General features: G+C 37.2%; 24 protein-coding genes and 1 tRNA gene. 5 read left to right on the forward strand and 20 right to left on the reverse strand.

Annotated features, from left to right (window positions below):
* The first annotated feature begins 682 nt into the window (after positions 1 to 682).
* Positions 683 to 1,126, forward strand: coding sequence for a flavodoxin (locus A5819_RS02290; protein ID WP_086280291.1), 444 nt, complete (start codon positions 683 to 685; stop codon positions 1,124 to 1,126).
* Positions 1,127 to 1,195: 69 nt separating this feature from the next.
* Here A5819_RS02290 and A5819_RS02295 read toward each other — a convergent pair whose 3' ends face one another.
* Positions 1,196 to 1,768, reverse strand: a complete 573-nt coding sequence (locus A5819_RS02295; RefSeq protein ID WP_086280288.1) for a TetR/AcrR family transcriptional regulator — start codon at positions 1,766 to 1,768, stop codon at positions 1,196 to 1,198.
* A 253-nt stretch (positions 1,769 to 2,021) separates the two neighbouring features.
* Here A5819_RS02295 and A5819_RS02300 point away from each other — a divergent pair, with 253 nt between their 5' ends.
* Both A5819_RS02300 and A5819_RS02305 read left to right on the forward strand, forming a co-directional pair.
* Positions 2,022 to 3,260 carry an aminopeptidase gene (locus A5819_RS02300; RefSeq protein WP_086280285.1) on the forward strand — a complete coding sequence of 413 codons (1,239 nt, stop codon included), beginning with the start codon at positions 2,022 to 2,024 and terminating at the stop codon, positions 3,258 to 3,260.
* Positions 3,261 to 3,320: 60 nt separating this feature from the next.
* The gene (locus A5819_RS02305; RefSeq protein ID WP_086280281.1) at positions 3,321 to 3,974 is read left to right on the forward strand and encodes a uracil-DNA glycosylase; all 654 of its coding nucleotides are present in this window, start codon (positions 3,321 to 3,323) and stop codon (positions 3,972 to 3,974) included.
* Between the two features lie 93 nt (positions 3,975 to 4,067).
* On the opposite strand, the gene A5819_RS02310 is transcribed toward A5819_RS02305, so the two are convergent.
* Together A5819_RS02310 and A5819_RS19655 are read right to left on the reverse strand one after the other, a co-directional pair.
* Positions 4,068 to 4,141, reverse strand: a tRNA-Arg gene (locus A5819_RS02310).
* An 89-nt stretch (positions 4,142 to 4,230) separates the two neighbouring features.
* Entirely contained in the window at positions 4,231 to 4,353 is a 123-nt protein-coding gene (locus A5819_RS19655; protein ID WP_086280278.1) for a hypothetical protein, read from the reverse strand.
* A 178-nt stretch (positions 4,354 to 4,531) separates the two neighbouring features.
* Here A5819_RS19655 and A5819_RS19140 point away from each other — a divergent pair, with 178 nt between their 5' ends.
* Positions 4,532 to 4,678 (forward strand): hypothetical protein, encoded by a 147-nt coding sequence (locus A5819_RS19140; RefSeq protein WP_176271339.1) that lies wholly within the window; start codon positions 4,532 to 4,534, stop codon positions 4,676 to 4,678.
* A 52-nt stretch (positions 4,679 to 4,730) separates the two neighbouring features.
* Here the strand turns inward: A5819_RS19140 and eis are convergent, their stop codons facing one another.
* The 16 genes from eis to sfsA form a co-directional block, all read right to left on the reverse strand.
* Positions 4,731 to 5,927: an enhanced intracellular survival protein Eis gene (gene eis, locus A5819_RS02320; RefSeq protein WP_086280275.1), complete on the reverse strand. Its 1,197-nt coding sequence runs from the start codon at positions 5,925 to 5,927 to the stop codon at positions 4,731 to 4,733.
* A 254-nt stretch (positions 5,928 to 6,181) separates the two neighbouring features.
* The gene (locus tag A5819_RS02325) at positions 6,182 to 7,585 is read right to left on the reverse strand and encodes a PTS sugar transporter subunit IIC (protein ID WP_086280272.1); all 1,404 of its coding nucleotides are present in this window, start codon (positions 7,583 to 7,585) and stop codon (positions 6,182 to 6,184) included.
* A 270-nt stretch (positions 7,586 to 7,855) separates the two neighbouring features.
* Positions 7,856 to 8,269: a DUF3284 domain-containing protein gene (locus tag A5819_RS02330; RefSeq protein ID WP_025872033.1), complete on the reverse strand. Its 414-nt coding sequence runs from the start codon at positions 8,267 to 8,269 to the stop codon at positions 7,856 to 7,858.
* Entirely contained in the window at positions 8,269 to 8,466 is a 198-nt protein-coding gene (locus A5819_RS02335; protein ID WP_086280269.1) for a DUF3188 domain-containing protein, read from the reverse strand. Before A5819_RS02335 ends, A5819_RS02330 begins: the two co-directional genes overlap by 1 nt.
* Before the next feature lie 20 nt (positions 8,467 to 8,486).
* Positions 8,487 to 8,705 (reverse strand): hypothetical protein, encoded by a 219-nt coding sequence (locus A5819_RS02340; RefSeq protein ID WP_010764088.1) that lies wholly within the window; start codon positions 8,703 to 8,705, stop codon positions 8,487 to 8,489.
* Between the two features lie 74 nt (positions 8,706 to 8,779).
* On the reverse strand, positions 8,780 to 10,234 hold the full coding sequence (locus tag A5819_RS02345) for a PTS sugar transporter subunit IIC (RefSeq protein ID WP_086280266.1): 1,455 nt from the start codon (positions 10,232 to 10,234) through the stop codon (positions 8,780 to 8,782).
* A gap of 132 nt (positions 10,235 to 10,366) precedes the next feature.
* Entirely contained in the window at positions 10,367 to 10,687 is a 321-nt protein-coding gene (locus A5819_RS02350) for a PTS lactose/cellobiose transporter subunit IIA (protein WP_086280263.1), read from the reverse strand.
* Between the two features lie 28 nt (positions 10,688 to 10,715).
* Positions 10,716 to 11,036, reverse strand: a complete 321-nt coding sequence (locus A5819_RS02355; protein ID WP_086280261.1) for a PTS sugar transporter subunit IIB — start codon at positions 11,034 to 11,036, stop codon at positions 10,716 to 10,718.
* 214 nt (positions 11,037 to 11,250) lie between these two features.
* The gene (locus tag A5819_RS02360; RefSeq protein WP_086280258.1) at positions 11,251 to 12,648 is read right to left on the reverse strand and encodes a glycoside hydrolase family 1 protein; all 1,398 of its coding nucleotides are present in this window, start codon (positions 12,646 to 12,648) and stop codon (positions 11,251 to 11,253) included.
* Positions 12,649 to 12,782: 134 nt separating this feature from the next.
* Positions 12,783 to 14,066, reverse strand: a complete 1,284-nt coding sequence (locus tag A5819_RS02365) for a PTS sugar transporter subunit IIC (protein ID WP_086280256.1) — start codon at positions 14,064 to 14,066, stop codon at positions 12,783 to 12,785.
* Positions 14,067 to 14,188: 122 nt separating this feature from the next.
* Positions 14,189 to 14,509 carry a PTS lactose/cellobiose transporter subunit IIA gene (locus tag A5819_RS02370; protein ID WP_086280253.1) on the reverse strand — a complete coding sequence of 107 codons (321 nt, stop codon included), beginning with the start codon at positions 14,507 to 14,509 and terminating at the stop codon, positions 14,189 to 14,191.
* Between the two features lie 32 nt (positions 14,510 to 14,541).
* The gene (locus tag A5819_RS02375) at positions 14,542 to 14,862 is read right to left on the reverse strand and encodes a PTS sugar transporter subunit IIB (RefSeq protein ID WP_086280250.1); all 321 of its coding nucleotides are present in this window, start codon (positions 14,860 to 14,862) and stop codon (positions 14,542 to 14,544) included.
* Between the two features lie 149 nt (positions 14,863 to 15,011).
* Complete coding sequence (locus A5819_RS02380; RefSeq protein WP_086280246.1) at positions 15,012 to 17,726, reverse strand: sigma 54-interacting transcriptional regulator; 2,715 nt, start codon at positions 17,724 to 17,726, stop codon at positions 15,012 to 15,014.
* A gap of 36 nt (positions 17,727 to 17,762) precedes the next feature.
* Complete coding sequence (locus tag A5819_RS02385) at positions 17,763 to 19,046, reverse strand: DEAD/DEAH box helicase (protein WP_086280242.1); 1,284 nt, start codon at positions 19,044 to 19,046, stop codon at positions 17,763 to 17,765.
* A 26-nt stretch (positions 19,047 to 19,072) separates the two neighbouring features.
* Positions 19,073 to 20,074, reverse strand: a complete 1,002-nt coding sequence (locus A5819_RS02390) for a Gfo/Idh/MocA family protein (protein ID WP_086280239.1) — start codon at positions 20,072 to 20,074, stop codon at positions 19,073 to 19,075.
* A gap of 8 nt (positions 20,075 to 20,082) precedes the next feature.
* Complete coding sequence (gene sfsA, locus A5819_RS02395; RefSeq protein WP_176271447.1) at positions 20,083 to 20,820, reverse strand: DNA/RNA nuclease SfsA; 738 nt, start codon at positions 20,818 to 20,820, stop codon at positions 20,083 to 20,085.
* A 222-nt stretch (positions 20,821 to 21,042) separates the two neighbouring features.
* Here sfsA and A5819_RS02400 point away from each other — a divergent pair, with 222 nt between their 5' ends.
* Positions 21,043 to 21,441 (forward strand): DUF4828 domain-containing protein, encoded by a 399-nt coding sequence (locus A5819_RS02400; RefSeq protein WP_086280233.1) that lies wholly within the window; start codon positions 21,043 to 21,045, stop codon positions 21,439 to 21,441.
* 57 nt (positions 21,442 to 21,498) lie between these two features.
* Here A5819_RS02400 and hisE read toward each other — a convergent pair whose 3' ends face one another.
* Positions 21,499 to 21,810, reverse strand: a complete 312-nt coding sequence (gene hisE / locus A5819_RS19475; RefSeq protein ID WP_086280230.1) for a phosphoribosyl-ATP diphosphatase — start codon at positions 21,808 to 21,810, stop codon at positions 21,499 to 21,501.
* Between the last annotated feature and the right edge of the window lie 74 nt (positions 21,811 to 21,884).

The following is a 21,884-nucleotide window of genomic DNA, read 5'->3' on the forward strand; positions in this document are numbered from 1 at the left end:
ACTAAAAGCGTAACGGGCTCGTTTAAACTCGTAGAAAAATAGGAAAAGATAGTTGTGACGCTCTTTGTCACAGATAGCTTTTATCTTTTTTCATAGAGTTTAGCCCGTGTAGCTAGATAACTTACGGTCACAACATTCCGCTTTGCTTCACCTTGTACTTTTCAACATCAGTTCACTTCGTTCACTGTGTTTCAAAGCAAAAGCTGAAAGGCTAGCTCTCGAAGCTAGATAACAATAAAAGTGCAGTGGGCTCGCTCAGGCTCCTAGAAAAATAGGAAAATAGGGTTATGACGCTTTTTGTCACAGGCAGATTTTATCTTTTTCATAGAGACTAGCCCACGTAGCTAGATAACAATAAAAGCGAAGTAGGCTCGTCCAGTTCTGACTGAAAAATAGGAAAAATTGACTGTGGCGCTTTTTGCCACATTCCATTTTTATCTTTTTTCCGAAGAGCTAGCCCACGTAGCTAGATAATCTTTATCTAAGAGTATTTTATCATAATTTGTGAAAATTTCACTGAAAAGTCATTGTTAAACATTATTTTCATCTTTTTTCTTCTTCTGATCCACTACAAACGGTGCTATTAAAGCAAATTCTTCATTTTTAGCTTCAATTTTGTAATTTACACGACCTTCGTTCTTCTGATATAATCAAGGTTGTATTATTTGAAGGAGGAAATCTAATGACCTTAGCTAAAATCGTTTATGCAAGTATGACTGGAAATACAGAAGAAATAGCAGATATCGTTGCTGAAGCTTTAGAAAATTTAAATATTGAAGTTGAGATCAACGAATGTACACAAGTGGATCCTGAAGACTTTGAAGATGCAGACATTTGCGTTGTCGCAACTTACACATATGGTGATGGTGAGTTACCTGATGAAATCGTAGATTTTTATGAAGAGTTACAAGAAATCGATTTATCTGGAAAAACGTATGGTGTTTGTGGTTCTGGTGATACTTTTTACGATGATTTTTGTAAATCAGTGGATGACTTTGACGCTGTTTTCACAAAAATTGGTGCTTCAAAAGGCGCAGATAGTGTAAAAGTTGATTTAGCTGCTGAAGAAGAAGATATTCAAAATCTCGAAGCTTTTGCGAAAAAACTAGCAGGAGCTGTAAAATAATTATTGAAACAATTAAAGACCAGAACAAAACTCAATGCGTTTTGCTCTGGTCTTTTCTTTTTAGTAGATCTAACTATCGATATCGATTGGTTCATCCCGCTCTAATATCTGATCGATCGACTCTTTCATCAAGTGCTCGATTTGTTGCTCGCTTGGATGAATGATTCCAGATGTCATCAACGCAGCAATCCCCGTTGCGACGATCCACGTTCCCATATGAAGAGAATTGATCTCTGTATCATTTAATTTTTCATAATCCGGATCTTGTTTGACCGCGTTGGAAAAATAACTGTACGAAAATTCCTGCATTCTTTTTCCGCCACCGTACTCTTCCAAATATAGCGCACGATATAGTTTACTTTCATTTTTAGCAAAATGGATATAATTTAAAGCTAAGTCGACAATCGTATTGCCTGTATGCGTGACAGGGAATACTTCTTTTGCTAAATATTGATGGATCTTTTCAAACAGTTCTTCTTTCAGATCATCCATATTTTTGAATTCTAAATAAATTGGTTGTGTTGAGCATTTCATTTTGGTTGCAATGTTACGTGCGGTGAATTTCGAAAAGCCTTCAGTGGCCACTACTTCGTATGCAGCATTTAAAATCTGATCTTTAGTAATCGTTTTTTTTCTTGCCATAATCTTTCAATCCCCTCTACCTATCTTACAACGCTTCCATATAAATACTACAGTTATTGTAACACGATTTGTTTATTCTGCAAAATACTAGTCCTTCGTTTCAAATTATTTTATTTAATTGATTACACGGGTCTTTCAAGGCATTTTTCTAAGAATTAAATAAGCTCTTAATGCTGTTCGATTGTTTGAGTTCAAGCTCCGTACGTGTTATGATATTCACGATTATACAAATGCAAAACTAGGAGGCTATTCTATGTCATTACCAAATTTTAATGAGATCTTAAAGAAATACGCTAGACTGATTGTTGAAACTGGTGTTAACGTTCAAAAGGGACACAGCATCGTTTTACAAATCAGCGTTGATCAAGCACCATTAGCTCGTTTGATCACAGAAGAGGCTTATAAACTTGGGGCTGGTGAAGTGATCGTTCAGTGGAATGATGATCTTGTGCAACGTGAATTTTTACTGCATGCTGATGAAAAATATTTGGATACTATTCCTCAATATAAAATAGATCAAACAGATGACTGGGTTAACAAAGGAGCTAGCCGTATCAGTGTTGTCTCTGCTAATCCTGATGCTTTAGCAGGCGTTGATGCTGATCGTGTTGCCGCTTTTCAAGCTGCTTCCGGCAAAGCATTGGTCAACTTAAGAAAAGCAACACAAGCGAATAAAGTCAGCTGGACAGTCGTTGCTGCTGCTGGCAAAGAATGGGCTGCTAAAGTTTTCCCTGACCTAACAGACAGCGAGTCTCAAGTAGACGCTCTTTGGGATGAAATTTTTAAAACAACTCGTGTGTATGAAGCAGATCCAGTTGCAGCTTGGAAAGCTCATGACAACAAATTAGCAACCAAAGCGGACGAATTAAATAAAGAACAATTTAATGCTTTGCATTACACAGCTCCAGGCACTGACTTAGTGATTGGATTGCCTAAAAACCATTTGTGGGAAGGTGCTGGTAGCGATAACGTTCGTGGCGAAAAATTCATGGCCAACATGCCGACAGAAGAAGTCTTCACTGCACCTGATAGACGTCGTGTTGATGGTGTTGTCTCTAGTACTAAGCCACTTAGTTATGCTGGAACAACGATTTCTGGTATGAAATTTACCTTTAAAGATGGAAAAGTCGTTGATTTTTCTGCTGAACAAGGTGAGGAAGTATTAGGTAAATTACTAGAAACAGATGAAGGTGCACGTCATTTAGGTGAAGTCGCATTGGTTCCAGACCCTTCTCCGATCTCTCAATCTGGTATTATTTTCTACAATACTTTATTTGACGAAAATGCATCAAATCATTTAGCTTTTGGCTCTGCCTATGCTTTTAATCTACAAGGCGGAACAGAAATGAGTGAAACAGAATTAGAAGCAGCTGGTTTAAACCGTAGTCATACTCACGTTGATTTCATGGTTGGATCAGACCAAATGGATATCGATGGTATTCGTGAAGATGGTACACGCGTTCCAATCTTCCGTAATGGTGATTGGGCTTAGTATTAAAAACGTACTGATCAACTCGATCAGTACGTTTTTTTAGAAAGAAGATGTTGAACTATGGACTATCCAACTACATTAGTTGAAGCAGTCTCACAGAAAGTACACGGTCACAACTTAGAAGGCTTTCTTTCAGGACAAGGACCTAAACATGCCCCTTTAATGCTCATAGGAGAAGCACCAGGTGCAACAGAAATAAAAACATCTATCCCATTTAGCGGACGATCAGGAAAAAAATTAGATAGCTGGTTGGCTGAGGCTGGCTTAGAACGAAAAGAAATTTATATTACTAGTGCAGTAAGAAGCAGACCCTTCACCATAAAAAAACAACTTAACAAACGAACTGGAATCATTGAAACAAAATATCCAAATCGAACACCCACCAAAAATGAAGTTGTCGCTTTCGCCCCATTACTAGACTATGAAATCAAAACGATCCAACCAAAAATCCTTGTACCAATGGGCAACGTTGGTTTACAACGATTGCTAGGACACAGCTATAGGATTTCTGCTTACCATGGCAAGTTACTCCATTTACCGATTCTTACTTATGCAAAAGAGAAAAACCAACTTGTTGCGTCCAGTGATCTCTATACGCTATTTCCGATTTATCATCCCGCAGCTGTTTTTTATAATCAAAAACTTGAAGCTATAATTCAACATGATTGGCTTTTACTAGCTAAAATCATCAAAAAAAATAGGCAAAATAATTAATAAATAAGAAGAAAAAAGTGGGACAGAAGCATTTATTCACACTTAGGGTCCGAGACAAAAGTAAATACCACTTTTGTCTCGGACCCTTTTTTATGTTCCCGACTGGAATCGAACCAGCGGCCTATCGCTTAGGAGGCGATTGCTCTATCCTACTGAGCTACGAGAACATTCACTTACTTATTTTAGAAGTCTTTTCAGTCAGTGTCAATGGAAAACAAAAAGAAAAGGGATGGGTTATGCCCCATCCTCTTTCTTTTTATTTCTTAACGTTCTTTTTTCCTTTCAACATCTTAACTAAATAGAGCCCACCTATGACCACTGCTAATGTTTTCCCGATTTTACCATTTCTTGCAACTTTTTCTTCTTTCGTTTTGCTCACAGTATTCACTACCTTTCATTTTGCACTTTTATTCGTCTCTTTGTCTTATATTATAAGGAGTTTTCATCCGTTTCGCTAATGATCCGCTTATAGTCAAAAAATTCGCAAAGGCTTTTCATCGATGTTAAGGTTGAGCTATACCATTTATGGTAAATAAAGAGAATACAGAGGTGCTTGGATGAGTGATCAAACAAAAGAAAATGTATTTGCTGAGCGACAAAATAGTTACAAACAAGAAAAAGAGGCGATTTTCAAAGAAGCTTTGAAAGACTATCATGAAGAGCTCTCAGGAGAAACGACGGAAAATGACGAAAGTAAGGGATAAATTTAAATAGGCTAAGTGAGCATTGAAACAACTAACTCACTTAACCTATTTTTTAAAAGTAATCCGCCAAGAGCGGCACGCCTTTTACTAAACGTTGGTCCAATGACTGAATTTGTTTTCTTGATCCTGTCATTTTTCCATAAAAATGTAATTCACTACCCTGACGATACCCCATAAAAAGTTGAGTTAATACTTGAATTGAGCTTACAATCAAGTCTTCTTCTTTCAATAAGTTAGGAATCTGACTAACTTTATTTACGACGCTTTGGCCCTCTTCCGTTATTTGTAACGACCAAATCCCTTGATTCCATGGGCCATAATTATCTTCAACTTTAAGATAATACATTTCTTCCTTCCCAACCTCAAACGGATACTTAGCTAGAAAGCTTTCTAAATCAACAATTCTAGCCATCATAAACGGGGTGGTTTTCATTTCTACTAACGGAGATGACATCAAATAGCTTAAATTTTCACCATCAAACCCTGTCTCCAAACGAAACTCTCGTGATGAACCGTTATGAGAACCGATAAAACGGGTGATCGATTGAAATGCTTGATTCGTCAAATAGCCCCATTCTTTAATGCGAAAATACTCCGCACTAGATTGGTAAATCAAATACCCCTGAGGATTCCCTTGTTCATCTTCGTAAATCGCAAACTGATTCTTTTCTTCCAAACCAAATGTATAATCCAACCACCAAGTCTCTCGAATCACTGCCCCTTTTTGATTACTTGACAACTCAGAATAAATTTTCTGACAACTATTTTTTGCCTCTTCATAGGTGAGCCGTATCATCTTGCCTGAAACGGCTTTGACATTGGGCCAATCTGCCGCTTTAACTGTATAGCTAATTTGCTCGAATAATTGTTCAAAACCATATTTTCTATAAAATGGATAGGAGAATGGCGCCAAGTAAGCGAGCTCGATCCGATTTTCAGCTAACTCTGTTAACAGCTGTTTCATAATAGTTGAAATGCCGCCTTGTCCGCGATACTCAGGGTAAGACGAAACGCAACCAATACCGGCCATTTGATAGCAAGTCCCATGAAACGCTACTCGAAATGGTGTAGAAATAACTTGACTTGTTAAGGCATTCTCTGCAAAATACCCGTAATTCTGGGATTTTGCAACAATCTGATTAAATCGTTCTTTTCGCTCCTCGGTTTTAATTGAATTGAATGCATATGCAGCCAAATCAAACATCTCATCAATTTTTTCTACTCCCATAAGACGTACTTCATTCTTCATTGTTCTCCACCCTAACTAAAAGTAATTTTCTACTTTTCATTGTACTCCAATACAAACGGATGTCCAGAATAAAAACGACCCTTTTCATTACGCAAAAACGAGAGCGAGACAAAACCAAAAATACGTTTTGTTTCACTCTCTAAACCGAACAAATACTTTCGTCTCGGCCTCATTCCATATCTTATTCAGCATTTCTAAATTGAATCACTCTTTAATTCACTAATCATATTCGATCCAACGCTTAGATTTGTTTTTTATTCTTCTGGTTCACCTAAATTAGGGTCCATTTTATTTGCTGCGATGACAAAAGGAGCCCAAATCACGAATGCGACAGCTAAGTTGACCAGCGTCAGAACGATCGCCCGCCAGTCACCCGCTGTTGCTAAGAAACCACTTATGATCGTCGGCATGACCCATATCACATTCACAACGACAGGATTCACTAATCCGGCCATCGTTGCAAAATAAGCGATCGTAGCTGTTGCTAATGGCGCTACAATAAAAGGAATCAACATAATCGGGTTCAATACAACTGGCATCCCAAACATCACTGGTTCATTGATATTGAATAAGCCAGGCCCTATGCCAAGTTTGCCGACTGTTTTATAGTCTGCACGTTTTGATAAAAGTAGAATCGAGATAATCAAGACTAAGGTAACACCGGCACCACCAGGCCAAACGAACGCTTCAAAAGAACCCGCAACCCATTTATAGGGAATTTCTTGTCCTTGTTGGTAGGCATTGGTATTGTCTACCATCGCTACACCATAAATCGATTGTAAAACCGGCGACATGATATTGGTTCCATGCAGTCCGAAGAACCACAAAACATGTACTAACAACACAATCAATAGAACAGCGCCATAACCTTGAGACAAACCAAGCAATGGCGTTTGAATTGATTCAGAGATCCAGTCAATCAATAATTTCCCTGTCAATTGTTCAAATACATGATAAATCAGTCCTGAAACATAAAGAGCTGTTACCCCAGGAATAATTGCGGCAAATGCTTTTGAAACAGCCGATGGCACTGAATCAGGCATTTTAATAACAATATTTTTCTTTATCAATTTAGCAAAAATAATAACAGAAATAAACCCAAAAATCATTGCTGTAAATAGGCCTGTTCCCCCCATATATTTACTAAACGGGAAATACCCCCAAGCACTAGCATCAACTGCCGAAACACCATCAACTGTATTAACCGTCGCACCAGCATCCGTAAATAGTTGCGCAATATTTTTTGGTAATTTTTCAGCCAAGGTAACAGTCGCTGTTGCACTTTGTGGCAAGCCAATGAAAAAAGCAGCTAATGAGACTAGCATACCTGATAATGCATCGACATCGTAAGCTCTTGCCACGTTATAACCCAAAGATGCGGCAAACACAACAGCCATGATTGCTAGCGTTCCCGTCCAAACCAATCCATTTATCGCAATCACGGGTGTAAAGAAGCTAGTGATTGCATTGCCTTCTCCTAAATACGTATTAGGAAAATCGCGCATAAATGCATTTAATAAAACAGCAATCGCCCCAGCCATCGTAACTGGCATCATACCAATAAAGGCATCCCTTAATGCCACTAAATGTTTTTGCGCTCCAATCTTCGCAGCTACAGGTAAAATATACCTTTCCATCCACGCTGTTAATCCATTCATTTTTTGTCCTCCCAAAAATTTATTTATTTAAAAAGTTTGCACTCTTCAAAACAGCCTCATACCCCCTAAAATAAATCACTTATCCACACAAAATATCGTATCAATATAACCTTACATTCTTATAATAAGCAAAAATCATGCCAAATTGATCTAGACCAAAACCGCACGATATAAAGCGCTTTCTCAACACAGTGTTTTTACACACAAGTTACACTGTGTATTTTGTGTGTAAAAAAACCAAAAAAAAAGAGTGCCTATATGACACTCTCATCAATATGATTCTTCCATCATTTTTAACATTTTAGTAAACTGACGTTTTTTAAAAAACATCAGGATCGTACCCAGTACGGCATCATTCATTTTTTGTAAAAATCCATATGATTCCATTTTCTCGTTATAACGAATCTCACACGATTTTTCATCTAATGGTTTGATATCATATTGAACCAAGAAATCATTTTTCGTTGTTGATGTGCGAAAATGGTAAGATGTATTTTCAACAAGTTTTTCTACTTTGATCCGCGCTCGGCTATTTTTTGAAAATTGCTTAACATATTCAAAGTTATTTAATTGTTTTCTTGTTAAACTTTTGCCCGTATGCTTTCGTATATCAAACAAAACAGAATCCATGACTTGGTCATAAAAAACAGATGCAGGAATATTCATTTTTTTTATAATTTCCATTATCTTTTCACCTCGTTACTCTCTTTCTTATTTTGTTCTTCTTTCTTTCTGCCTTTGAAGAAAAAATACCCTCCAACAACCACTAAGAAAATACCTGTAGTCATACTTAACAAATCATACTTCATTGATGCAGGATTCAGCGCATATAAAATTATAATTAAGCCGATACTACATACAAATAAACCATTTCTTACCATTTTGCATCCATCCAATCTTTTTAAACTGCAGCCGCTTGGAAGAACAAGACACCGCCCCAAGGTTGTGCTTTGATAATTTCTTTTGCTTTTTTTGCTGCTTCTTCTTTATCGCCAGTTACATCAAACGCTAATTTGATTCCTTTTTTTTCTTTGAAAGTGTATGTAAAATCGCCACCGTCATAGCTTTCTAATAAATTCTTGATTTCTTCTTGTTGCATTGCACTCGCAATTGTAATCATTTTAAGCTCTCCTTAACAATAAAGTAGTTGCTTTCACCTTGTCAAAGGTGAAAGCAACTTACTATTTAGTTTTTTTATTCAAAATCAGTTGGTTCCATTCTGTTGGCCGCTATAACAAACGGTGTCCAGATTAGGAACGTTACAACCATACAGACAAGTGTCACGATCGGTGCTCTCCAGTCAGCTCCTGTTGCTAAGAATGATAGCAAGACTGGTGGAACAACCCACGTTACTTGTTGTGAAACTGGTGCTACTAAACCAAAGTATGTTGCTAACCAGCCGATTGTTGTTGCAACAACTGGTGCTACTAAGAATGGTACAAACATGATTGCATTTAATACGATTGGTAAACCAAACATGATTGGTTCGTTGATGTTGAAGATACCAGGTCCTAATGATAATTTACCAACAGTTAGGTAATCTGCACGTTTAGAGAATAGCAAGATAGCAATGATCAAGACGATCGTACCACCTGAACCACCAAACCATGCAAAGGCATCAAATGAACCACGAACCCACATATAGGCTTTTCCATCATCAATGGCTTTCAAGACAGCTGGCGTACCAGTTAAGCCTTTGTAGCCTTTTTGGAAAATATCGATATTGATCAATTGCGCTTGTCCCCAGATACCTTCTAAAACTGGTGCCAATACGTTTGGACCATGAATCCCGAAGAACCAGAAAATTTGAACGAAAATCGTTACGATCAATACGGCACCTAAACCTTGAGATAGTCCCAAGAATGGTTCTGCAATATATTTTTGGACTAGATCGATGATCAATTGTCCACCTGTTAATTTACCTACTACAAAGTTGATAATTGCAATAACATATAATGCGATCGTTGCAGGCAAGATAGCTGCGAACGCTTTTGATACTGCTGGCGGAACTGAATCAGGCATTTTGATTGTGATATTCGCCAACATTAATTTACAGAAAATGATAACAGAAATTGCACCCATGATCATTACGGTGAAGTATGCGTTACCATTTAAGTGATCTAATTTTAACCAACCCCAACCACCGGCTGTTAATCCTTCGGCTGTTGCTGACCAACCACTTGTTGCAGTGTTTTCATTGATTGTGTTCATTAATTCTTTTGGAACCGCTGTTTCTAATGTATTAGAATAAGCAAATGCAATCCCTTGAATCAATGTTGCCAACCCAACGATACCACCCGCTAAGTCATTTACTTTGTATGCTCTTGCTAGATTATAGCCCCAAGAAAAGGCAAAAATCAAGCCGGCAATCGCCAAAGTACCATTCCAAACAAATCCGTTGATACCAATAATAACGTTAATAACTGCAAAAATCCCTTTATCTGCAGCAAGATTGGCTGCATAATCAGAGAAAAATTGTTGCGGCAAGTCACGAATCATCGCGTTGATCATTACGGCAATCGATCCTGCCATTGTTGCCGGCATTGTCCCGATAAAAGCATCACGAAGTGCAACTAAGTGTTTTTGCGCACCAATTTTACCGGCCACAGGTAGAATGTATTTCTCCATCCAGGCTGTTAATCCATCCATTTTTTAATTCCTCCTATAAATAATATTTATTCAAAGAGCGATAAAACTCTTTAAAACAAAGTAGTAGTTAAAGTCCCGTTCAAAAAACTTTAACCTCTATTTTCTTCCGTTCAAAAAAGAAAATGATACAGCTTATTCGTTGTCCATACGACGATACAGATCAATGATTTCTTTTGCTAAATCTGTAAATGCAATCGATGTCATTAAATGATCTTGACTATGAACTGTCAATAACGTCACTTGGATATGATTTCCTTGTGCTTCTTGTGTTAACATACCAGTTTGAGAATGATGTGCTTGGACTAAAGATTCCTCTGCATCAACAATTTTTTGATCTGCTAAGTCAAAATCGCCTGCTTTGGCAGCCGCAATCGCTTCCATTGCATCGCTTTTAGCATTGCCTCCATACATGATCAATCCCATTACTGCTTCTAAATTTTGTTGATCTTCCACGTTTGTAACTCCGTTCATTGTTTTATTTTTACTGATCCATCAAAGCGATTGCTTGATCTAAGACTTTTTCGCCATTCATCATGCCATAATCAGACATGTTGATCACGTCAAAAGGAATTCCTTTTGGTGCTAGTTTTTGCTCAAATTGTGATTTCATGAAACGTACTTGTGGTCCTAAAAGTAATACGTTTACATCTTTAGCTTCTAGGTTGTTGTCTGCATCTGATGCCGATACTGCAAAAATATCTGCTTCCATTCCACGATCTTCTGCTGCTTTTTGCATTTTTGTTACTAATAAACTGGTACTCATTCCTGCTGAACATACTAACATAATTGTTTTTTTAGCCATTTTTTACACTCCTTCTAATAGTTGTTGTACTTACACTTTTATATAAAGCAAGAAGTGTGCCAAATAGATGTATAGACCAAATTCAGTAATAGCACGGTTTTGGTCTATACGTCTTTGTGTACACACTAATAAATCCACAATACACACTATCTTTTGTGTGCGTTTTCTTTACCTTTAAACCAACGTTTGAACCGTTTTCAACATAAAGTGTTTTTTAATTAAAACCATTATTTCTTGTCAGTTCTTTGAACCAGTAGCCACTTTTCTTGATTGTTCGCTTACCTTCTTGTTCTAAATCAACTGCAATAAAGCCATAACGGTTTTTATAAGCATTTAGCCATGACCAGTTATCCATACACGTCCACATGTGATAGCCTTGAACTTGGCTGCCTTCTTGAATAGCTTGATGAACCCATTTTAAATGATCTGTCACAAATTCAATCCGATAATCATCTTCGATCATGCCATCAGCATTTACAAAGCGTTCTTCTCCTTCAACACCCATACCATTTTCAGAAATATAGCAGCGGATATTGCCATAGTTTTCCTTCAAATTTATTAAGGTATCGTAAATACCTTTTTCATAAATTTCCCAACCACGATATGGATTCATCTTTTTACCTGGCATATCATATACATCATAGAAATCTTCTGGTAAAATACTGTTCCCTGCAATTTCCACAGGAGTCTCTTTCGCTTTTACTCTGCGCGGTTGGTAATAATTAACCCCTAAAAGATCGATCGTATTCTTTGCTATTGTTTTTAGATCTTCTGGTGTTGTTATAGGCATTAAATCATTTTCTTTGACCCATTTTATAATATCTTCTGGGAAATGACCTTTAACTGCCGGATCTAAGAATGAGCGATTGAATAAGCCATCGACTAAACGTGCCGCTTCAACGTCTGCTTTATTTTGTTCATCTCTTGGGTAAGTAGGTGTCAAATTAAGCACGATCCCTATTTCACCATCTAAATCCAGACTATGATAAGCCTCAATTGCTTTAGCGCTGGCTAGCGCTTCATGATAAGCTACTTGAACACCGTGCTTTAAGTTGACTTCATCAGGATAGTGCCACCCGTATAAATAGCCACCTTCAACTGGTACGATCGGCTCGTTGTGTGTAAACCATTTCTTCACACGATCGCCAAATAATTCAAAACAAGTTTTAGCATAAAAAACATACTGATCAACGACTTCACGATTAAGCCAGCCGCCTTTTTCTTGCATCGTCATCGGCATATCAAAGTGATACAAATTAAAGAAAGGCTCAATTCCATTTTCTAATAGACCATCAATAACCTGATTATAAAATTCAACCGCCTTTGGATTGACTACTCCAGTATCAGGATCAGGAATCAGACGGCTCCATTGAATCGACGTGCGAAAAGAATTATGACCTGTTTCTTTCATCAGTTGAATATCTTCTTGATACTTTTTGTAAAAACGTGACGTTTTATCTGGCCCTACATTGTTAAAGAATTTTTCAGGTTTTTCTTCATACCAAAAATCCCAGATATTTTGCGCTTTTCCATCACCTTCAAAAACACCTTCTGTCTGTGGGCCACTAGCTGCAGATCCCCACCAAAAACCTTTTGGAAATTGATAATCCATCATTGTCATCTCCTATAAATTATTTTCATTTGAAAATAGATAAAATCTCCTTACGGTTGAGAAAAAATGATTACTCTTTTTCTCTCAACCTCTCTTAAGGAAATTTTATCTATTGGTTACCTGATTAAGCTTGGCTATTTGCTTTCTTGTGCGTGTGCTGCTGCTTCTTGTTTCAAGAATTGATCCGTTGCTACTTTTACAAACGGAATATAAATCAAGACAGAAATCGCTAAGTTAACTGCAGCTAAGACACCACCAGCAATACTCTTAGTTGCTAAGAATCCGCCAATGATCGGTGGTGTTACCCAAGGTGGCATAAATGTAGCCGCTGGAACTAAACCTGTTGATGTTGCAATATAAGCCGTTGTTACAAGAACCATTGGCGTAATGATAAATGGAATAAACATGATCGGATTTAATACGATCGGCAAACCAAACATTACTGGTTCGTTAATATTGAAAATACCTGGTGCTAAACTTAGGTTTGTAATGACTTTAAATGGTTTGTTTTTGCGTCCTACTAAGAAAATGGCAATCAATAGACCTAAAGTAGCACCTGTTCCACCTAAATTGACAAAAGAATCAAAGAACGGTTTGTTTACGATATAAGGAATTTTTTCCCCTGCTTCTAAGGCTTTGATATTTGCATCGATTGCTGGAACATTGATCGTTTGCATCAAAGGATCCACCATATTCGCTCCATGTAGTCCGAAGAACCATAAGAATGGTGTAATAAAAGCTAATAATAACGCTGAAGGATAGCTATTTGCCAATCCCATAAATGGTTTTTGAACGGCCTCATAGAATGAAACCACAATGTTGTCGATTCCAAGACCTAATAAAATAGATGTGATCAAACTGAACAAGCTGATCGTGATCATCGCAGGCAATAATGCCGCAAATGATTTTGCAACCGCTGGCGGAACGCCATCCGGCATTTTAATAACTAATTTGTCATTCCCAACTAATCTTTGGAATAATTCACCTGAAATAAGTGCAATAACTAATGCAATAAATAATCCTGTAGCATCCATACCACTTAGTCCGCCAACAGCAAAGAATGAAGCAACTGAAACAGTTCCTGCTGCAATACCATCTTTACCATAAGATCTCACTAAGTTATAAGCCACTAAAAAGGCAATTAAAACTGAAAAAATTGCAAATGTTCCGTTCCAAATGTTCCCACCAAAGCTTTTCCAAATTGGTGCATCATTGGCGATCATTGGAAATAGTTTATCCATTAATTCTGGAAATCCAGGAATCGGTAGATTGTTGATCAAAACTGCAAGTGCGCCTAAAATCATTAACGGCATCGTTACCACAAAGGCATCACGAATTGCCACCAAGTGCCGTTGTGCTGCAATTACTGAAGCTTTCGGCATAAAATATTTTTCCATCCATTGAACAAATTTGTCCATCGTTTGTAAATCCCCCTAAACAATATTTATCTAAAAAGCATGCTGCTTTTCAAATCGGTCGTTGTAAAAGCGCTGTTATAAAAGCAGCAACTTTTTAGTTTGTCTCAAAATCCAAGTAATCTTTACTCGTTATCCATGCGACGATATAAATCGATGATTTCTTTTGCTAAATCTGTAAATGCGATCGCTGTCATTAAATGATCTTGACTATGAACTGTCAATAACGTCACTTGGATATGATTTCCTTGTGCTTCTTGTGTTAACATACCAGTTTGAGAATGATGTGCTTGAACCAAAGATTCTTCTGCATCAACAATTTTTTGATCTGCTAAGTCAAAATCTCCTGCTTTAGCGGCTGCGATCGCTTCCATTGCATCGCTTTTAGCATTACCTCCATACATGATAAGTCCCATAACTGCTTCTAAATTTTGTTGCTCTTCCATAATTTTAACGCTCCATTCATTTTTTATTTAAATTAATTACCCATTAAAGAAATTGCTTGATCCAATACTTTTTCGCCGTTCATCATGCCATAATCAGACATGTTGATCACGTCAAAGGGAATTCCTTTAGGTGCTAGTTTTTGCTCGAATTGTGCTTTCATGAAACGCACTTGTGGTCCTAAAAGTAATACGTTTACATCTTTAGCTTCTAGGTTGTTGTCTGCATCTGATGCCGATACTGCAAAAATATCTGCTTCCATTCCACGATCTTCTGCTGCTTTTTGCATTTTTGTTACTAATAAACTGGTACTCATTCCTGCTGAACATACTAACATAATTGTTTTTTTAGCCATTGTTACCACTCCTTCTATCTCAATTTTGCTTTACACGTTTATATAAGCAAGAAGCGTGCCAAAAAAATATATAGACCAAATCCCACGATAACTGGGTTTTGGTCTATACGTTTTGTGTACACACTATTATTTTTCGGGCTACACACTAATTAATTTTGTTTATATTCTGAGATAGCTTTAATTCTATTTTCTAAAAACAGTTGTGTAAGATGTGCAATATCAGACTCAGTAAAGGCTACACGATAGGCTTTTTCGATCACCATTAAATTGGTTCTAGTTACATCTGTTTCTAAGCGGTTCTTTTTCATAAATTCAGGAAGATGCTCAAATTCTTTTGATTTTTCGCCTTTTAAAATAGCATCGACTAAGAAAGCCAGATGAATCACGATCCCAGCGTCTACACCAGGTTCTACAATAATATGCATATCGGTTTGGATTTGATGAACTGTTTTTTGCAGCATGACAATTAATTTTTGTAATGAATCGACTGCCGTAATCGTGCCACCTAATGATTTTACTATTTTCTCCGTTGGCACCTCATCTCCTGCGATACGTTTTAATACATTTAGTTTTTCATCATCGAAGATATCATAGGCTGAAAAGAACGGAATATTTTGGTATTCAACATCTACCGTTCCTGCAATTGCTTTGATTTCATATTCTTCCATCAAACTGTCGATATGCTTTTTAAATGCTTCACGTTCTAAGAACTGCATTTGGATGATCTCTACTTTGTTTTCATCAATAACGGGTAAAATTCGTTGGTACAACTTCGCTGCTACCCCTTCACCAGTGAAACAAGTGACTACAACCGCTTTTTTAACTTCATCTCGATTTTGCGGACTCGTTCTAAATTGTTCTCTAATAATACTTTCAAATGACATTTGAATATTTTGATAGATATCCTCTAAGCTGCGTCCCACACTAGCCATACGAATAGCTTCTAACACAATCATCGTACTGGTCATAGTGATAGCTTTCGTACGAATACCCGTTTCTTCAAAAATCAGGTTACCAAACGAATTTAATGAACCCATATCCGTTAAAAGCAGCATACCATTGACTAATTTCTCACGATGACTCAATACAAAAGTTTTTAGCTGTTCATACATGGTTTGAACTTCCATGGTCAGCGGCATGTTCATCGCCACACCGGTCTCAGTTCCAAGTAATTCTTGCGCTGTTTTTAGCATACTTGAAGCTGTGGAATCACCGTGCATCAAAACGACAACGCCAACATTGTTCTCATGAACTTTTTCTTTACTGCCGACATTGATCGATAAAAACATACTGATAAAACCAATCTCATCAAAAGGAATTTCAATATTATTTTCTTCTTCTATGATTGCAGATAAATCCATGGCAACTTGAAATTCTTTTTTCATTTTTTTACGAACATTGTTTAAGTTAGGATGAACAATTACATGTCCCTCTCTAACTCGCTCGATTGTACTTTGTAAATGGAGTGCAAAAGCAAAACGCGCTTTTTCATTGTAGGTACGCTCTAATCTTTTTTCTGCGATATCATATAATTGATCTGTTAGCTTCCAAATTGGCTCTGGCAATAATTCTTTGTGTACTGGATTTTGAGTCAATTCATCCACGTACGTTTGGAAATAGGCATCCATGTCACTGGAAATTAGTTGTTCCAAATTAACATTTTCTAATTCATTAGCTGATAATGTAGCCACTTTTTCTTCGATTTCATTGTAAACCTGCATATCACGAGCTGGATCTTGAGACCAAACAACTTCATTCGTACCAGGTTCAAAGCTTAGATAATTACTTTTACTATCAACAAAACGATCTAAACGATCAGAAACTTCTTTGATTTTTAATAATCCCTTTTGAACTTGAAGTGGCAAATCTCGTTTTTGGATCACTAAACTAGACTCGTTATGAGTACGATAATGTAGAAAAGATTTTGCACAAACCAGTTTCAAGTCTCGTTTGACTTGTCCAATATTGCCTTCTGCATCATATAACATAAATGCTAGGATCGCTTCTCTTTTAATATCGATTCGTTGATTTAAACGATTTGCTTCTTGTTTGATAAACAATGAAATAATATCATAACGTTCATCAAGTGAGCGTGCATCTAACGATGGTAATGTGATAGCCATCGGAATTCTGCGGTTAAAGGTTGTTAAAAAGCTTTCAGAAGATTCTGTAGTTGCCCCAATAATTTGAACAGATGCTTCATAAGTTTGACCACTTTCACCAAGTGGGCGATAGATGCCTTTATCAATAAAAGTGAACAACATTTCTTGTCCTTCCGGTGGTAAGCGATGGATTTCATCAAGGAATAGAATTCCTCCATCGGCTTTTGACATCAAACCTGGGCTATCTTCATTAGCTCCAGTGTATGCCCCTTTTTTCACACCAAAAATATGCCCAAAAAGCAATTGAGGATTCTGAGCGTAATCAGCACAGTTAAACGAAACAAATGGAGCATCTTTTGCTAGCGTGTTTGAATCGACCGCAAAATGATACATACATTCTGCAAATAACGATTTACCGGTTCCAGTTTCACCAAAGATGATAGTATGTAAGCCACGCGGCGGATATAAAATTGCCGCTTTAGCCTGCTGGATGCTGACTTTCAAAGAGTCTTGCGCCCCAACTAAGTTATCAAATGTTACCTCACTGGAACTGTCCACATGTACTCTGTCTTCTTCTGTTACAACGGAATAGACTACGGGACGGCCATCGCTTTTAATAATTTTTTGTTCTTTGAATAGTTCGCTTAAGTAACGACTCGCGTTACTTCGATCGATTGACAACTCTTTGGCAACCTCTGCTGCCGTCATGCCTTGTGTTTTTAATTCTAAAACTGCTAAAATCTCGTCTTTTCTAGATTTCATGGATAGCCTCCTAAATCATGACGTTCTTACTTGTTACTATGCTTCAGGTTGAGACGGTTTCCGTCTAGCCCCTTTGTTTTTATTGCTTTTTGGCCGTTTTTTAGGTTTAGCCGTCTGTTTGCTTGGTTGTTGTGTGGTTACTGGGTCTTTTTTGTGCGGTAATTTTGTGTTTGAGTGTTTTTTTTCGACTGTATTTTTTTCTTTTCTATTCAGATGGATTGCACCATCGTATAGAAAAATTTCCTTAGAAGGAAGTTCGATTTTTTTCATCAATCGTTGATAATCTCTCTTCGTCGCATCATTAACAAAGGTGATGACAGAGCCCGCTGCTCCCATTCTTCCAACACGTCCAGCACGATGGATATAGCTTTCTTCTGATAAAGGAACTTCGGCATTCACAACAAATGGAATAGCTTCAAAATCCAAGCCTCTTGCTGCGATATCCGTTGTTAAAAGCATTACAGCTCTTTTTTTAGAAAATTGATCGATCGCCAATTTCCGTAATGTTTTATTTTGATCGGAAGCAAGTCCAACCACTGTTAATCCTTCATAAATCAGTTTGTTTTCAACCGAGCCCAAATCAGCAACTTGATTGAAGAAAACCATAGCTCGAAAATCTGGTGTATAAGCCAAACTTCTTAAATAATCACTTTTCTTTCTAGGTGATAAAGCCATGAAATAATGGTTGACAACGCCACCTGACTGATCTTCATTTGTTACATCAATGATCGTCAGCTGATCCGTTAATTTTTTTGCTTCTTCTACCACTCGATCCGCAGTCGCTGAGTAAAAGACAAGCTGAAACTCTGTTGGCGCACTTGCCAAAATTTGTTTCGTTAAATTCAATTCTCTATCATGAAAGAGTTGATCGACTTCATCCATCACAACCGTCTTTAGCAAATGGCTTTTGATTTTTTTAGTTTTGATCAATTCTAGTACGCGGCCTGGGGTTCCGACTAAAATTTCTGGTTTCTTTTTAAGTTTCTCGATTTGTCGACCAACGTTGGCTCCGCCGATCAGACTTTGAGTTTTTAATTGCAGAAGTGTTGCCCAATCCCGCACAACTTGACTGATCTGCACAGCTAATTCTTGTGACGGTGCTAAAATCAACAGTTGACTGCCTTGGTCTTTTTCTACATTTAAAAGTAATGGTAAAACATACGCCAGCGTTTTTCCTGATCCAGTTGGTGAAATCCCCAAGAGGTTTTCCTTTTCTTGCAAAGGGTGGAAACTCTTTTCTTGAATCATCGATGGCTCGCTAAAACCAGAAGCCTGCCAATGTTCTTGCAAGGCTTCTGGTAAATGTTTGATAAATGTCATAATAGTCCTTTCTTGATTAAACTTGTTTATGCTTTGTCCGCATCAAAAACGATGCCAGCACTTTTTCTTAAACTTGTTAATACTTTATTTACGTTGCGTGATAACTCGACCCACTCCTCGTAACGCACACCCATTATCGAATCGTTAGGATTTTCTAAGATATCAGCAAAATCATTGGCTTCTTCTATCATTGGATTTTCTTCGGTCGTAACAGAGATGATATCACGTTCTTGATGGTTGCGATCGTGATATTCAGCTTTTGAAATCGCATTGACACTATCTAAGATCAACGTACCGCCATCAAAATAAATTTCAGAATCTAAGAAGGAATCTGCATTTTTTCCTGTTTGTAACGTTACATCAAATAAATCATATCTTAAAATCGCTGTGCCAATTCCATCAACAGCTGTTGGGATTTTTCTTGCAAAATAATGACTTTCATTTGGCATACCGAACCACCCCACTGCGGCATAGACTAAATAGACACCTAAATCCGCCATAGCTCCACCTGAAAAATGAGGTGAAAAAATATTTGGTTCTTGACCATCCAACACTTGGTCATAGCGTGAAGAATATTTCATATAGGTGAAATTTGCACCTATAATTTGATTTTTTAAAGGCAATAGCTCAGCAATTTTTTTGAAACTTTTCTCATGGATATTACGAGCAGCTTCAAAAAAGAAGACTTTTTGCTGATTAGCCAACTCAATAATTTCGTTCATTTCTTCCGGTGTTGAGAAAGCTGGTTTTTCAACAATAATATTTTTGCCGGCTAAAATGCCTTGTTTTGCCTGTTCAAAATGGAGTGAATTCGGTGACGCGATATAAACCGTATCCATATGAGCAATCCCGAAAAATGTTTTTAAATCCGTTGCATATTCAACATCACCATACTCTTCACCAAATTTTTGAGCTGTTTCTAACTTGCGTGAATAGACTGCTGTCAAATCATAGCGGTTTGTTTCCAACGCTGCTTTGACAAATTGATGACTAATCCAGTTTGTTCCAATAATACCTAAGTGAATCATCTTTACCCTCACCTTTCTGAATTTGGATCTTCAAACGTTTTGGCAACATCAAACGGTACCTGATGTTCTATTGCTATTGTATCAGGAGTGACACTACAATTGTAAGCAATGACGCTTAATCCTTGTTTTTGTCCTGATAAAATGATTTCTGCTAAAGCTGGCTGCATCGCTGTATGGATCGTTGCTATTTCAACTTTTTCAAATTGAACAACAAACAATACATAGCTTTGATACCCTTCTTTTGTGGCTTCGATCAATTCTGTTACATGTTTTAAGCCACGTAACGTTGGTGCATCAGGAAAGGCGCCTACTCCGTGATTTTCTAAGGTCATCCCTTTCACTTCAACGAAAGCTTGATGCCCGGTATTCGTTTTTACTAGTATGTCAAACTGTGAATGGGCGAAACGCTTTTCTCTTTTTACCGAAATAATTTCGCCATTTAAGTCTGGTAAAACAATGGTACCTGCTTGGATTGCCTGAGCAGCCAGTGCATTTGGAACTTGACTATCGATATTAAACCATACATCATTTTTTTTAACCGCAATTAGATCATACTCTGTTTTTCTCTTTGGAGAAGGCTGATAAGATAAAGCAACTTCAACTTCCGGATGAAATAGTTCTTTACAGCGGCCAGTGTTTTTTACGTGAACCGTTACTATTTCACCGGTCTCTTGTAAGCGACACTGTGCAATAAAACGATTTGGTCTATCAATAAAATACGCTAAATACACATTGGGATATGTAATCATTGTACCACCCTTTCTTCAAAACAATACCATATTTTGAATGAAAAAGCATTGTCAAACTTTTCAGACAAACGTACTCCTATATAACAGGAAACAGAGATAGAAACGCTACTTAAAAATTAAAAAGAATAAGGACTTCATTAAGTTTTTTTATAGGAAGAGATTTTCGAATAGTTTGTTTTTTAATTTCGTGCTATGATTGATTTAGAGGAGAATGATACTATGAAAAAACATTGGTCATTATTTTTAGGTGCATCACTTATTACGGGGATTGCCGGCTCATTGTTCTTAAAAAAACAACAAGAAAAACAGCAGGCTGATTCAGATATTCCTACTTTATATAAGAGTTATTTGGGCAGTTGGTGGTTCGTTAATAAAGTCAAAGCCACCCAACATACCTTAAAGATCGAAGATGATTTGCAAATCATTATCGATGGTAAAAAATTAAGTTACATGTTAGTTGAATTAACAAATAAACGCTTAGTCGCCCAAGATGAATATGGCTATCATTTAATTGTTCAATGTCTAAATGATAAACCTGCTTCGTTATACGATGAAGCAGATGATGCTACTTATGTTTTAGAAGCAACCAATTCTTTTGATTGCCCAACTGAAAACTAAAAGAAGCGATCCCCGTAATTGTTTTATGTGGGACGCTTCTTTTAGTTTTTGGTTCGTTTAAAGCGTATCAATTTGTTTCCGCTCGATGGTTTTACTTAGTTTCCCTTCACGCTTCGTTAATTCTGCTTTGATTTCGTCTGGTGAAATGTTTTGCTCAACGAGTAAGACTAACATATGATAAATCAGATCAGATGTTTCAGAAACAAGTTCTGTTTGGTTATTTTTTGCGGCAATGATCACTTCTGTTGCCTCTTCACCAACCTTTTTTAAAATCTTATCTAGCCCCTGATCAAATAGATAATTTGTATAGGAGCCTTTTTTTGGCGTTTTTTTGCGCGCACGGATTTCTTCATAGAGTGTTTCAAGCATGTCTTTTTACCTCCTTTATTTTTTTCCCGAGACCTTCAATCCTTGGAGCTTTAGCTCCTAGGAATTGATGAGAT

Source organism: Enterococcus sp. 7E2_DIV0204 (assembly GCF_002140855.1).
GTDB classification, from domain to species: domain Bacteria; phylum Bacillota; class Bacilli; order Lactobacillales; family Enterococcaceae; genus Enterococcus_L; species Enterococcus_L lemimoniae.